The 14,079-nt window shown below is 45.0% G+C and carries 12 protein-coding genes; 6 read left to right on the forward strand and 6 right to left on the reverse strand.

Annotation, left to right across the window (positions count from 1 at the left end; all coding sequences use genetic code 11):
* Complete coding sequence (locus IRJ18_RS16970) at positions 1-252, forward strand: acyl carrier protein (RefSeq protein WP_194107494.1); 252 nt, start codon at positions 1-3, stop codon at positions 250-252.
* Positions 253-921, forward strand: coding sequence for a 4'-phosphopantetheinyl transferase family protein (locus IRJ18_RS16975; RefSeq protein ID WP_194107495.1), 669 nt, complete (start codon positions 253-255; stop codon positions 919-921). It abuts the gene before it with no gap.
* On the opposite strand, the gene IRJ18_RS16980 is transcribed toward IRJ18_RS16975, so the two are convergent.
* From IRJ18_RS16980 to IRJ18_RS16995, 4 genes are all read right to left on the reverse strand, one after another.
* Complete coding sequence (locus IRJ18_RS16980; RefSeq protein WP_194107496.1) at positions 891-1,439, reverse strand: NUDIX hydrolase; 549 nt, start codon at positions 1,437-1,439, stop codon at positions 891-893. The two genes, IRJ18_RS16975 and IRJ18_RS16980, sit on opposite strands and share 31 nt — an antisense overlap.
* Before the next feature lie 156 nt (positions 1,440-1,595).
* Positions 1,596-2,408 (reverse strand): TPM domain-containing protein, encoded by an 813-nt coding sequence (locus IRJ18_RS16985; RefSeq protein WP_194107497.1) that lies wholly within the window; start codon positions 2,406-2,408, stop codon positions 1,596-1,598.
* A gap of 9 nt (positions 2,409-2,417) precedes the next feature.
* On the reverse strand, positions 2,418-2,852 hold the full coding sequence (locus IRJ18_RS16990; protein ID WP_194107498.1) for a TPM domain-containing protein: 435 nt from the start codon (positions 2,850-2,852) through the stop codon (positions 2,418-2,420).
* Positions 2,853-2,965: 113 nt separating this feature from the next.
* Positions 2,966-3,544 carry a LemA family protein gene (locus IRJ18_RS16995; protein WP_194107499.1) on the reverse strand — a complete coding sequence of 193 codons (579 nt, stop codon included), beginning with the start codon at positions 3,542-3,544 and terminating at the stop codon, positions 2,966-2,968.
* Between the two features lie 166 nt (positions 3,545-3,710).
* Between IRJ18_RS16995 and IRJ18_RS17000 the strand changes: the two genes are divergently transcribed.
* From IRJ18_RS17000 to carB, 3 genes are all read left to right on the forward strand, one after another.
* Complete coding sequence (locus tag IRJ18_RS17000; RefSeq protein WP_194107500.1) at positions 3,711-5,993, forward strand: GH92 family glycosyl hydrolase; 2,283 nt, start codon at positions 3,711-3,713, stop codon at positions 5,991-5,993.
* A 284-nt stretch (positions 5,994-6,277) separates the two neighbouring features.
* Positions 6,278-7,279: a pyruvate dehydrogenase complex E1 component subunit beta gene (locus tag IRJ18_RS17005; RefSeq protein ID WP_317174121.1), complete on the forward strand. Its 1,002-nt coding sequence runs from the start codon at positions 6,278-6,280 to the stop codon at positions 7,277-7,279.
* A 320-nt stretch (positions 7,280-7,599) separates the two neighbouring features.
* Positions 7,600-10,419, forward strand: a complete 2,820-nt coding sequence (carB, locus tag IRJ18_RS17010; RefSeq protein WP_194107502.1) for a carbamoyl-phosphate synthase large subunit — start codon at positions 7,600-7,602, stop codon at positions 10,417-10,419.
* A gap of 83 nt (positions 10,420-10,502) precedes the next feature.
* On the opposite strand, the gene IRJ18_RS17015 is transcribed toward carB, so the two are convergent.
* Positions 10,503-10,949: a DUF4920 domain-containing protein gene (locus tag IRJ18_RS17015; RefSeq protein WP_194107503.1), complete on the reverse strand. Its 447-nt coding sequence runs from the start codon at positions 10,947-10,949 to the stop codon at positions 10,503-10,505.
* 152 nt (positions 10,950-11,101) lie between these two features.
* On the opposite strand from IRJ18_RS17015, the gene IRJ18_RS17020 reads away from it, so the two are divergent.
* On the forward strand, positions 11,102-12,487 hold the full coding sequence (locus IRJ18_RS17020; protein ID WP_194107504.1) for an NHL repeat-containing protein: 1,386 nt from the start codon (positions 11,102-11,104) through the stop codon (positions 12,485-12,487).
* 124 nt (positions 12,488-12,611) lie between these two features.
* Here IRJ18_RS17020 and radA read toward each other — a convergent pair whose 3' ends face one another.
* Positions 12,612-14,048, reverse strand: a complete 1,437-nt coding sequence (radA, locus tag IRJ18_RS17025; RefSeq protein WP_194107505.1) for a DNA repair protein RadA — start codon at positions 14,046-14,048, stop codon at positions 12,612-12,614.
* Positions 14,049-14,079: the final 31 nt, after the last annotated feature.

A 14,079-nucleotide genomic window follows, 5' to 3' on the forward strand; every position in this document is an offset into this window, starting at 1 on the left:
ATGAATAGACAAGAGATTTTAGACGAGTTAAAGAAAATACTGGCACCGTATACCCTTGATAAAGAACAATTGGCCGGCATAAATGAAGACACCGACCTGATAAAGGATTTGAAAATAAACTCGGCTAACCTGGTTGATATTATTATTGACGCGGAAGAAAAATACAACGTAGAGATTGATTACGATGACGCTGAAAAAATGATACGCGTTGGCAGTTGTATAGATGTTATCTCTGAAAGGATGAGCGCCTAAATGCAAGGCATTGGCAATGATATTATTGCTTTAAATGCCATTGATATTCTCCGGACAAACAAGCGCGCATTCTACACCAAAATTTTAGCCAAAAGCGAACAGCAATTGTATAAGGATAGCTTTCCGGCTATCCCTTTTCATTTATATGTATGGCTGCTATGGTCGGTAAAAGAATCTGCGTACAAATGCCTGCAACGGCAGCAGACTGATTTGGTTTTTTCGCCAACGGGCACAGTCATAACCAACTTATCTACACCTAATCAATCAATCCCAAACGCTGCTGATATTTTAGAAAATACTGATTTCGATAAAGATGCTTGTTTTAGCAGCATTATTGAATTTAATACTCACAAGCTATACGCCCGTTCAATAATTTATGGTGATGAACTGATCCATACCGTAGCATCAACTGATGCTGATTTTAATCATATCAATTGGGGCATTAAGCATATTGAACAAATCGATCCTGAAAGCCAGTCGTTAGCCGTACGCGGCTTCTTATTAAACAGACTTAAAACAGATTTTCCTGGAAGGGAATTAGCAGTACAAAAACATAGTTCGGGCTATCCATATATAACTATACCAGAAAAACAACTCGCAGTTTCCTTATCTCACCACGGACACTGGGTTGGGTATGCTTACAGCTCGCCCAGCTTATGCAAAGCATAAAACAGCGCCGAGCAGTGTAGTGCCTGGGCTATCTTATTATCAAACAATAACTGTTTTACCTCGGCTATAGTATATTCTTCAACCACCAGTTCTTCGTGTTCATCCAGTTTTTGCCCCTGCACTTTTTTGCCGCCTTTAGCCAGGTAACAATAAGTATGGTTATTAGCGGTTGATGGGTTAGCATAAATGGTAGCGATCTGTTCTATATCATCAAACTGGTAGCCGGTTTCTTCCAGCAATTCGCGGCGCATGGCATCTTCGGGTTTTTCATCGTCATCAATTACACCGCCGGGTATCTCTAACGATACTATCTCCGCCGCGTGCCGGTATTGGCGCACCATCAGCACTTTGCCTTCTCCGGTTATAGCAACAGCGTTTACCCAGTTAGGGTATTCCAGCACATAGTATTCATCCACAATCCGCCCATCAGGCATTTCGCACTTATCGTAACGCAGGGTAGCCCAAGGCCCTTTATGGATATATTCCGAACCGCAAACTTTCCATTTTAGATCATTCATATTAATTGCAAAGATGTATAAAAAACAATGTCATTTCGAACCGGAGGGAGAAATCTTCTACGCGAAGACTGTCTGCATGTAGAAGATTTCTCCTCGTACCTCGTTCGAAATGACATTAAAATTTTGACTTATTACTTTAAACTTTCGACTTAAAAGCTACCAGCTGCCGCTTGAACCGCCGCCGCCAAAGCTGCCGCCACCGAAGCTGCCGCCGCTGCCGCCTCCCCAGCCGCCGCCGCTACCGCCGTCACCTGAGAATCCACCCCAACCGCCGCCGCCACTGCTGCGGCCCAATGCCGAACCGGCAAGGAACCACCAAAACGGACTTGCACCACCGCGGCTGCCAATAATATGGCCGCCACCACCGCCACCACCTCGCCTGCGAAAAATAGCGATCAGGATAAACACAACTATGATAACGATAAACCCGGCAGAGCCGCCACCACCGCCGCCGTTTCCGCGGGCATGGCGTTTACTTGGTTCGGGCTTATATTCGCCTTTGGTATATTTAATAATATCATCAACAGCTGCATCAAGCCCGCCATAATAATCGCCGGCTTTAAAACGCGGCTTCATATCTTGTTGAATAATGCTTTGGGTAATGGCATCGGGTAAGGCCCCTTCCACACCGTAACCGGTTTGGATAGACATTTTACGGTCTTCTATAGCTACCAATATCAGCACACCGGTATTTTTATCCTTATTGCCTATACCCCATTTACGGCCAAGCAAAGCCCCGTATTCATTAATATCGTAGCCGCCTGTCGATTTCATGATCACTACAGCAATTTTTATAGCCGAGGTATCATTATGTGTAAACAGCTTTTGCTCCAGTTGTTGCTGCTGATCGGCTGAAAGCGTATTGGTATAATCGGTAAGCAGGGTTTTTGATTTCTCAGGAAATTCCTGTGCGAAAGCTACGGCTGCGCAAAGCAACAGTCCCCAGCATAGTATCAGTTTTTTTAACATTGTCGTTAATTAATTGCCATCCATAAAAGCAATATCGTCTGGCAGTTCGTTGGTGTCGTCGGTTGCGTGAGGGAAAAATTTCTTTAACTGTTCGCCAGCCATCTCAACACCAATAGCAATACCTTCCACCAGTTTGCCAAACTTAAATTGTTCAAGCATAGCCAGTTTGGTATCGTCCCAAAAAGTTTCTGGTACAACTTTATTAATCCCGGCATCGCCAATAATGGCAAACTTACGGTCAACTGTGGCCATATATATTAACACCCCGTTACGCAGCCTGGTCTTATCCATATCAAGCTTATAAAAGTAGGCGGCGGCACGGTCAAGTACTTCTTCGCTACAGGTTTTTTCAATACAAACCCTAATCTCGCCTGATGTATTCAGCTCGGCTTTTTCCACCGCGCGGCGTATCAGTAGTTGCTCTTCTTCGGTAAATACTGCCATTTTTTTATGATTTCACAGATTGTTGTATTGATTTCACAGATTATTGGGAAATGATTACACCGATGCATTTTCTATCGGTGTAATCATTCTTTAATTGGTGAAATCCCGGTAAATTAAAACTGCACTTTCGGCGCTTTATCGGCACCGGCTTCGGCAGTAAAATAACCTTTCTCGCTAAAGCCAAACATTTTAGCAGTTATATTAGCAGGGAACGAACGTATCTTACTATTATATTCCTGTACGGCCTCGTTAAAATCCTTACGGGCAATACCTATGCGGTTCTCCGTGCCTTCCAATTGTGCCTGCAAGGTGTTAAAAGCCTCGTTCGATTTCAGGTTCGGGTAATTTTCTGAAGCTACCAGCAATCTGCCCAAAGCAGTACTTAACTGGCCTTGTGCCTGCTGAAATTTCTGAACAGTTTCCGGGGTAAGCTTAGTAGGGTCAACCTGTATAGAGGTAGCTTTGGCGCGTGCCTCGGTTACGTCGGTCAGGGTTTTTTGCTCAAAGTTAGCCTGGCCTTTAACAGTGGCTACCAGGTTAGGGATCAAATCGCTGCGGCGCTGGTATTGGGTTTGCACCTCGCCCCATTTGCCTTTAACGTTCTCGTCCATTTTAACCATGCTGTTGTAGCTGCATGAACTAAGCGACATTACCGTCGCTATCATTATAATTGCTGAAAGAAATTTTTTCATTTTGTTGATCATGTTGATTTGGGATTAGATTACAAAAGGTATACCGTTGTTACAATCATTATATTTAAATGACATAATGGCAATTTAGTTATTTTGTTTCGATAATAGATGAATACTTCATGAAGCCCTATATTTGAGCTGTTAACTATACTGGTCAATTTCTTCTATGAAAAAAATATTCCTGATCGCGCTAAGCTGTATTTCCCTAAGCGCCGGTGCTCAAAACCTTGTAAAATATGTGAAGCCTATCATTGGTACCCAGCGCATGGGGCATACTTACCCGGGAGCAACCGTTCCTTACGGTATGGTGCAGTTAAGCCCCGAAACCGATACTGCCAGTTATGAGAAAGACGGCCATTATAACCCCGACGTTTATAAATATTGCGCCGGTTACCAGTACGATGATAAAACCATTGTAGGCTTTAGCCATACGCATTTCAGCGGTACAGGGCATTCCGACCTGGGCGATTTCCTGATCATGCCATCGGTAGGCCCTTTAAAACTTAATCCCGGTACAGCTGATAAACCCGGCAGCGGCTACCGTTCGGCTTTCTCGCATGCTAATGAAATAAGTGAAGCTAACTACTACAAAGTAAAACTGGACGACCCTAACGTAATGGCCGAAATGACCACCACCACCCGCGTGGGTTTCCATCAATATACATTCCCTAAATCGGATAACGCGCATATCATCCTCGATCTGATGGCGGGCATTTATAACTACCCCGATAAAAACGTGTGGACCTACATGCGCATGGTAAACGATAGTACCGTAGTAGGCTATCGTAGCACCAATGGTTGGGCGCGCACCCGTACCCTGTACTTCGCTATGAAATTTAATAAGCCGTTTTTACAGATGGGCTACCGTAACTATTCAAAACGCGAAGTGTACGGTGGCTTTTGGGGGCAGTTTAGGAACACCCGTAATTTCCCGGAGATAGCCGGTCGCCAATTACGGGCTTACTTTGATTTTAAAACCACTGAAGGCGAAAAGATCAAAATAAAATTTGCACTGTCGCCGGTAAGTATGGATGGCGCACTGGCTAATATGAAAGCCGAACTGACCGGCTGGGATTTTGAAAAGGTAAAGCAGGACGGCCAGGCCCAATGGGAAAAAGAACTGCACAAAATTGTGGTTAAAAGTAACAGCAAAGATGAGCTGGAGGATTTCTACACCTCTATGTATCATGCCATGATAAACCCTACGGTTTATATGGATGTGGATGGCAGCTATCGAGGCTTAGATCAAAACAACCATAAGGCCGAAGGCTTCACCAATTATACCACCTTCTCGCTTTGGGATACGCACCGTGCGCTGCACCCGCTGTTTAATATTATAGACCCGAAACGCAATGCCGATATGGTGCGCAGCATGCTGGCCCATTACGATCAAAGCCCCGAACACATGCTGCCGGTATGGTCAAACTCGGCTAACGAGAACTGGTGCATGAGTGGTTACCACAGCGTATCAGTTATTGCCGATGCCATTGTGAAAGGTAATGCCGAAGGTGTTGATGCCAACCACGCTTTAGAGGCCTGCGTAGCTACTGCCCGCCACCGCGATTATGCGGGAATTGGTTATTATATGGATATAGGCTACATCCCCGATGAGAAGAATGGTAACTCGGTATCATCAACCGAGGAGTATGCTTATGACGACTGGTGTATTGCCCAACTGGCTAAAAAGTTGAACCGCCAGGACATTTACGACGAGTTTTACAAACGGTCGCAAAACTACAAGAACGTGTTCGACCCGAAATCGGGCTTTATGCACCCCAAACTGGCTGATGGTACTTTCCGTAAAAAGTTTGATCCGTTTACCACCATCGGCATGGGCTTTATTGAGGGTAACGCCTGGAATTATACGCTGTATGTACCGCATGACCCGGCATCATTAATTAAACTAATGGGCGGCAATAAGCATTTTATTACTTATGTAGATAGCCTGTTCAGCTATAACCTGCCCGATAAGTATTTTGCCGAAACCGAGGACATTACCCGCGATGGCATCATCGGCAACTATGTGCATGGTAACGAGCCATCGCACCACGTAGCTTACCTGTACGACTGGACAGACAAGCCCTGGAAAGCGCAGGAAAAGATACGCATGATATTAAAACGCATGTACAAACCAACCCCCGATGGTTTAGGCGGCAACGATGATACCGGCCAAATGAGCGCCTGGTATATTTTCAGTACGCTGGGTTTTTATCCCGTAGCGCCGGGATCGGATCAGTACGCCATTGGCAGCCCGGCTATTAACAGCGCGGAGATCAACCTGCCGGGCGGTAAAACATTCGCTATTGAAGTAAAAAATCAAAGCGATAAAAACGTTTTCGTGCAAAAGATAACCCTGAACGGTAAAGTATTGGCCACACCATTTTTAACCCATGCTGATATTATGAATGGCGGGACTATGGTATTTGAAATGGGGGCAAAGCATAAATAGTAGGCCGGCAATTGTTTTACTACATTAAAAGCTAAATATTTTCTCCTAATAAAATGAAGTGATCCGTTTGCGCAAAATTCGGCAAACGGATAAATAAGCCGTAGTAAAATGCCTGCAGAGCAGGGCAGGGCAAACTTTATTTTATTTATTTGAAAGTTGACGGACACCGCATTCAAAACACTGACCATCGCCTTTTGTAAAATATCTATGCATGCAGTATATCCGGGTTCAGAACAATTGTTTTTAACACATCATTCCTTATATTTGCCCTCGCGAAAAAAAACATTCATTTAAGAAATATAATGAGAGAAATACAATTCAGGGAAGCGCTTCGGGAAGCAATGAACGAAGAGATGCGCAAAGACGAGACCATTTACCTGATGGGCGAAGAGGTTGCTGAATATAACGGTGCCTACAAAGTTAGTCAGGGTATGCTTGATGAATTTGGCGCTAAACGCGTTATTGACACCCCTATTTCTGAATTAGGTTTTGCCGGTATCGGTATTGGTTCAGCTATGAACGGTTTGAAGCCGATCATCGAGTTTATGACCTTTAACTTCTCGTTAGTTGCTATCGACCAGATCATTAACGGTGCGGCTAAAATGATGAGCATGAGCGGTGGCCAGTTTTCGGTACCGATTGTATTCCGCGGCCCAACCGGCAACGCGGGTATGTTAAGCTCGCAGCACAGCCAGTGCTTTGAAAACTGGTATGCTAACTGTCCTGGTTTAAAAGTAGTGGTGCCATCAAATCCATACGATGCTAAAGGTCTGCTAAAATCGTGCATATTGGATCCTGATCCTTGTATCTTCATGGAATCGGAATTAATGTATGGCGATAAGGGAGAAGTACCTGAAGAAACCTACTATATTGAAATTGGTAAAGCTAACGTAACCAAACAAGGTACCGATGTAACGCTGGTAGGCTTTGGTAAAATAATGAAAGTGGTTAATGCTGCTGCGGCCGAGCTTGAAAAAGAAGGTATCAGCGCCGAGGTGATCGATCTGCGTACCGTGCGCCCTATTGATTATCCTACTATTATCGAATCGGTTAAAAAAACCAACCGTTTGGTGTTGGTTGAAGAAAGCTGGCCTTTAGGATCAATAGCTACTGAAATTGCATTTAAAGTACAAAAAGACGCGTTTGATTATCTTGATGCCCCTATATTACGTATTATGGGTGGCGACGTACCACTGCCCTACGCGCCTACACTGATACAGGAATATCTGCCTAACGCCGAACGTGTAATTAAAGCTGTTAAAGAAGTAATGTACGTTAACCAGTAATAAGTTCAGTCAGAAAAAGATTTACTGTTCTTTTCTTTAAATATCAGAAGCCTTCCGTAAAACAACGGAGGGCTTTTTTATACTCGTACCCGCCAGTGCGTCAGTATTTATTTAAATGGCACCTACGGCAGTAGTTTTTTTAAAATAATCCATCAAAAGCCGTTCATAAACCCTATCTTTGCACCCCGAACGCTGAGGTCGGGTTTTTACTCCCACAGCATAGTATTTCAAGTTCTAAGTCCGAGGTCAATAGTCCAAAAATTCTTTGATTTGGATTTGACTTAAGACTCAGAACTCAAGACTTAAGACTTAAAAAGACTATGCCCAAAAACAACTCCATTAAATCTATTTTGATCATCGGTTCAGGCCCAATTATTATTGGCCAGGCGTGTGAGTTTGATTATGCCGGTTCGCAAGCCGCGTTGTCGTTAAAAGATGAAGGGATAGAAGTATCCATCATTAACAGCAACCCGGCCACTATTATGACCGATAAGGTTATTGCCGACCACGTGTACCTGCTGCCGCTTACCTGCGATAGCCTCGAACAAATTTTACAGGAACAAAAAATTGACGCCGTATTGCCTACCATGGGCGGTCAAACTGCGTTGAACCTGTGTATCGAAGCGTCAGAACGCGGTATCTGGGAAAAATATGGAGTAGCTGTGGTTGGAGTGGATGTTGCCGCTATCGAGAAAACCGAAAACCGCGAAGCTTTCCGCCAGTTAATGGTTGATATTGGCGTGGGTGTGGCAAAATCAAAAATTGCCAACTCGTTTTTAGAAGGTAAGGAAGCCGCACAGGAGATTGGTTTTCCGCTGGTAATACGCCCAAGCTATACCCTGGGTGGTAAAGGCGCAGGCTTTGTACATAAAAAAGAAGATTTTGACGCAGCGCTTAGTCGCGGCTTGCAAGCATCGCCAACCCACGAGGTTTTGGTGGAACAGGCGGTTTTGGGCTGGAAAGAATACGAACTGGAATTACTGCGCGATAATAACGATAACGTAATTATCATTTGTTCAATAGAGAACTTCGACCCGATGGGTATCCACACCGGCGATTCGATAACCGTAGCCCCGGCCATGACCCTGAGCGACCGCTGCTACCAGGAAATGCGTAACCAGGCCATTAAAATGATGCGTGCTATTGGCAACTTCGCGGGTGGCTGTAATGTGCAATTTTCGGTTAATCCGGCCGATGAGAGCATCATCGCTATCGAGATCAACCCACGTGTATCGCGTTCATCCGCATTAGCTTCAAAAGCTACCGGTTACCCAATTGCTAAAATTGCCGCTAAACTGGCGATAGGTTATAACCTTGACGAAATAGAGAACCAGATCACCAAAACTACCTCGGCTTATTTTGAGCCAACGCTGGATTATGTGATCGTTAAAATACCACGCTGGAACTTCGATAAATTCAAAGGCGCTAACCGTGAGCTGGGCCTGCAAATGAAATCGGTAGGCGAAGTGATGGGCATTGGCCGCAGCTTTATAGAGGCACTGCAAAAAGCCTGTCAAAGTTTAGAGATCGGCCGTGCCGGTTTAGGCGCCGATGGCCGCCAAAGCCGCAACCTTGATGATATTATGCACAGCCTTGAGCATCCAAGCTGGGATAGATTGTTCCATATTTATGATGCCATGAGTTTGGGTGTACCGGTTGAATCTATCCGTAAGGCTACCAAAATAGATCGCTGGTTCCTGAACCAGATACAGGATATTGTAAACATGGAAACCGAGTTGCGCCGCTATTCGCTGAACAATATCCCTGAGGAATTCTTCTTCACGCTGAAGCAAAAAGGTTTCTCTGATGTACAGATCGCCTATATTTTAGGTAACTCAACTACCGAAGAGGATGTTTACCAGCGCCGCAAGGCCTTAAACATCCGCAGGGTATACAAAATGGTGGATACCTGCGCGGCCGAGTTCCAGGCTAAAACGCCATATTTCTACTCAACATACGAGGGTGAGAACGAGTCTATCGTATCTGATAAAAAGAAGATCATTGTATTAGGTTCGGGACCTAACCGTATTGGCCAGGGCATCGAGTTTGATTACAGTTGCGTGCACGGCTTGCTGGCCGCTAAAGAGACAGGTTTCGAAGCGATCATGATCAACTGTAACCCCGAAACAGTATCTACCGACTTTAACATGGCCGATAAGCTGTATTTCGAACCCGTATTCTGGGAGCACGTACGCGAGATTATCGACCTGGAGAAGCCAGAAGGCGTGATCGTTCAGTTAGGTGGTCAAACTGCGCTTAAAATGGCGGAGAAGCTGCACGAGCATGGTATCAAGATCATCGGTACATCGTTCGATAACATGGATATTGCCGAGGACCGTGGCCGCTTTAGCGACCTGCTGAAAGAGCTGGATATCCCATACCCTAAATATGGCGTAGCCGAAAGCGCCGAAGAAGCGCTGGAAGTTGCCCACGAAGTTGGTTACCCCGTACTTGTACGTCCGAGTTACGTATTAGGCGGCCAGGGTATGAGCATTGTAATAAATGATGAAGACCTGGAAAAAGCAGTGGTAAACCTGCTGAAAAACCTGCCGGGCAACCGTGTGTTAATTGACCACTTCCTTGACCGCGCGGCCGAGGCTGAGTCGGATTCTATAAATGACGGTACCGATGTACATATCATTGGTTTAATGGAGCACATTGAGCCTGCCGGTATCCACTCGGGTGATTCAAGCGCGGTATTGCCGCCGTTCGACCTGTCGGAATCGGTGATCAAACAAATGGAAGATCACACCATTAAAATTGCCCATGCGTTAAATGTCCGCGGTTTGCTGAATATACAGTTTGCCATTAAAAACGATAAGGTGTATGTGATAGAGGCTAACCCGCGTGCATCACGTACGGTTCCATTCATCGCCAAAGCTTACGATGTGCCCTATATCAACATCGCTGCCAAGGTAATGCTGGGCACACATAAATTAAAAGACTTTAATATTGAGCGCAAGCTAAAAGGCTATGCTATTAAAGAGCCAGTGTTCTCGTTCGATAAATTCCCTGATGTAGAAAAGGAACTGGGCCCTGAAATGAAATCGACAGGAGAAGCTATACGCTTTATCCCTAATTTGGAAGATCCATACTTCAGGCATCTGTACAAAGAGAAATCGATGTATTTGTCGAAATAAGAATAGAAGATTAAAGATTAGTTAATTAAAGATTAGGAAGATCCGCCTAATCTCTAATTAACTAATCTCTGATTAACCAACATCTATTTCTCCACCACCAAACCCTTTACCTCAAAACTTAGTAAATGCCGAGGCCCCGATGGCCTGCTGTGCCCGCGGCTATCACCGCCTGCATAATGCTGGTGATCGTCGGATATCATCTGTCTTTGTGCCACCCCATCCATCACTATATAACGGTTTTTTAAACTTTTAGGGATGTTAATGCTGTTGTTTTTAAAATGCGCCGTAATAATTTTACCATTACCCGCATCCACATCAAACCAGCCGCCTTTAGTATTAGTTACCTGCGCCACACGGCCGGCTACACTTACACTAACGCGCGGGCGTTTACCCATAAATGCTTCAAGCTTGTTTGCCTGCACTAACCCAACGCGACTGGGTTTACTGCCATACACCATACCATGGGGCATACGTTGTGCCATTAAATCACCCGAAACTATAAATGCAATTATTAACAAACACACTCTCATATCTAATTTTATTTTTAATAATTACAACCCAAGGCGTTTAATGGTTTCAACTTGTTTTAGCCTTATTGTTAAATTGTGTTAAAATATCACTGCAGGTTAATATCTTTGCCGGTAAAACTGTTATTTTAAAGTTTTTATCATACTTAGCGACAATGAAATTTACTCTACAAAACTTACGTGTGTATTTGGTATTGCTGGTGTCGGCTGTTTTGGCAGTTACAGGCTGTAATAAATCATCAGATAATCCTACAACATTTGTACCTGTAGTGGTTACAAACTCTATTATTATAAACCCCACAACTACATCGGTACAAAGCGGCGGCTATATTTCTAACTTTATTTTAAATTCCATATCATCTTATGGTGTATGCTGGAGCGCTACTAACAAAACCCCAACAACCGCCGATTCCAAAACATCACTCACTACCGCAAATGTCGAGCATTTTTCAAGCGATATTACAGGCTTAACAGCCAATACGCTTTATTATTTGCGCGCATATTGTGTCAGTAATGACGGTTCTGTTGTTTATGGTAATGTGATACAATTTACCACGCCTACCACAACATTCTCAATTGGGGCCACTACCACAAAATATGCTGGCACAGGTGCGGCTGGTTATGCCGAAGGTGCATTGCTTAGTGCCACATTCAATAGTCCGCAAGGGTTAGCTATAGATGCATCGGGCAATATGTATGTAGCCGATTCGTATAATAATGTTATCCGTAAAATAACAGGCGGTGTGGTTAGTACATTTGCCGGCAGCGCTACTGCAGGTTACACCAATGGTACCGGCACCGCGGCGCGTTTTTACAGTCCGCAATATGTAGCAGCTGATGCCAGCGGAAACATTTATGTATCTGACGTTGGCAATAACGCTATCCGTAAAATTACAGCTGCGGGCGTGGTTACCACTTTAGCCGGTGGTGCCGGCGCAGGTTATACCGACGCAACGGGGGCTTCAGCTAAGTTTAACAGCCCTGCGGGCCTGGTAGCCGACGCATCAGGCAATGTATACGTAGCCGACAGAGGTAATAATGTTATTCGTAAAATAACTTCGGCAGGTGTGGTAACCACTTTAGCGGGTACCAAAACAGCTGGCTTTATTGACGGCCTGACAACTGTTGCCGGCTTTAACAACCCTACGGGCATTGCTATTGACGCACAGGGCGTACTATATGTGGCCGATTTGGGCAATAGCGCCTTACGACAAGTTGCTGTAGACGGTACTGTAACTACTTTAGCGGGTAACCCTACTACTGGTGCTTTATTATTAAACCTGCCGGTAGGCGTAGCTATAGATAAAACAGGCAATATATTTATCTCGGATGAATCGGGAAGGATAATGGAAATTACTACTGCAAAAATACTGTATACCATAACAGGTAATATCAATACAACTGGCTATGCGGAAGGTTCGGGTACTGCTGCTAAATTTGATTCGCCGCAGGGTTTAACAACCGATGCTGCGGGTAATATCTACGTAACCGATTATAATAATAACGTAGTACGCAAGTTGGTTGTTACTACCAAACCATAAAGTTTAAAGTATATTAAATATCAAAACGGCACCCTGAATTATCAGGGTGCCGTTTTCTTTTGGAAATAGTACCATCATGTATCTAACGTCATTCTGAGCGATAGCGAAGGATGACGACAAATTGCTATCCAAACAATAACGAAAACACTTCCTCGATACTGCCAACCGTTTTAACGGCAATTTTATAGCGGGTAAGGTCTATCCGTTTTTTATCCTGCCCGCCGGTAGGCAGGTTGTATTTGGAAATAAATATCTGTTCAAAGCCCAGTTTTTCAGCCTCGGCAATGCGTTGCTCCACCCGGTTCACGGCACGTACCTCGCCCGATAGGCCCAGTTCGCCTGCAAAACAGGTTTTAAATGGAATAGGCATATCCTCGTGCGATGAGATGATGGCGGCAGCCAGCCCCAGGTCAATAGCCGGGTCTTCCACGCGTATGCCGCCGGTGATATTCAGGAATACATCCTTAGCCCCTAATTTAAAGCCACAGCGCTTTTCTAACACGGCCAACAACATATTCATGCGACGGGTATCAAAGCCCGTGGCCGAGCGCTGAGGGGTGCCATAAGCCGATGTACTCACTAATGCCTGTGTTTCTATCATCATAGGCCGCAGGCCTTCCAGGGTAGCAGATATGGTGATACCGCTTAAGGGTTCATCGCGTTGCGATAATAAAATTTCCGAGGGGTTAGATACTTCGCGCAGGCCCGCGCCCAGCATTTCATAGATCCCAAGTTCTGATGCCGAGCCAAAACGGTTTTTTACAGCACGTAAAATCCGGTAAACATGGTGTCGGTCGCCTTCAAATTGTAATACGGTATCAACCATATGTTCCAATATCTTCGGACCGGCTATCATGCCATCTTTGGTAATATGCCCTATCAGGAATACCGGCGTGCCGCTCTCTTTAGCAAAGCGCAGTAATTCGGCGGTACATTCCCGCACCTGCGATACACTGCCCGGAGTTGATTCTATATGCGATGAATAAAGCGTCTGGATAGAATCGATCACCACCAGTTCGGGTTGCAACTGCTCTATCTGCTTAAATATATTTTGTGTTGATGTTTCGGTGAGAATGTAGGCCCCCTCGCCCTCTGAAAGGGGAATATTTGCTCCCCCTTTAGGGGGCTGGGGGGCTGTCAGCCGCTCTGCCCGCATTTTTATTTGCCGCTCGCTTTCCTCGCCCGATACATACAGCACTTTAAGCGCGGGCATGTTCAGGGCCAGTTGCAGCATTAAGGTAGATTTGCCAATGCCCGGCTCACCGCCTATCAATACTAACGATCCTGCCACAATGCCCCCGCCTAATACGCGGTTAAATTCTTTGTCGGGCGTTAGCATGCGGTGCTCTTCATCAAATTCAATCTTATCAATAGGCACCGCCTTATTAGCCCGCTGCATACTGGTCGATTGTGGCTTCCAGTCGGGCACTGATGGATTGCTCTTTTCTATGATCTCCTCGACAAAGGTATTCCACTGCTGGCATGACGGACACTTCCCCAGCCATTTGGGCGCCTCGAAGCCACAGCTTTGGCAGAAATACGAAATTTTTGTTTTAGCCAATTTTAATGTGCAAATATGCGTTTATGCCATG

It is taken from the genome of Mucilaginibacter boryungensis (assembly GCF_015221995.1).
In the GTDB taxonomy this organism is placed as follows: Bacteria; Bacteroidota; Bacteroidia; order Sphingobacteriales; family Sphingobacteriaceae; genus Mucilaginibacter; species Mucilaginibacter boryungensis.

Coding starts and splice junctions, on each gene's coding strand:
- IRJ18_RS17000 (WP_194107500.1), top strand. CDS start 3,711: ATGAAAAAAATATTCCTGATCGCGCTAAGCTGTATTTCCCTAAGCGCC.
- IRJ18_RS16995 (WP_194107499.1), bottom strand. CDS start 3,544: ATGAAAAAATTTCTTTCAGCAATTATAATGATAGCGACGGTAATGTCG.
- IRJ18_RS16990 (WP_194107498.1), bottom strand. CDS start 2,852: ATGGCAGTATTTACCGAAGAAGAGCAACTACTGATACGCCGCGCGGTG.
- IRJ18_RS16985 (WP_194107497.1), bottom strand. CDS start 2,408: ATGTTAAAAAAACTGATACTATGCTGGGGACTGTTGCTTTGCGCAGCC.
- IRJ18_RS16970 (WP_194107494.1), top strand. CDS start 1: ATGAATAGACAAGAGATTTTAGACGAGTTAAAGAAAATACTGGCACCG.
- carB (WP_194107502.1), top strand. CDS start 7,600: ATGCCCAAAAACAACTCCATTAAATCTATTTTGATCATCGGTTCAGGC.
- IRJ18_RS16975 (WP_194107495.1), top strand. CDS start 253: ATGCAAGGCATTGGCAATGATATTATTGCTTTAAATGCCATTGATATT.
- IRJ18_RS17020 (WP_194107504.1), top strand. CDS start 11,102: ATGAAATTTACTCTACAAAACTTACGTGTGTATTTGGTATTGCTGGTG.
- IRJ18_RS17015 (WP_194107503.1), bottom strand. CDS start 10,949: ATGAGAGTGTGTTTGTTAATAATTGCATTTATAGTTTCGGGTGATTTA.
- IRJ18_RS16980 (WP_194107496.1), bottom strand. CDS start 1,439: ATGAATGATCTAAAATGGAAAGTTTGCGGTTCGGAATATATCCATAAA.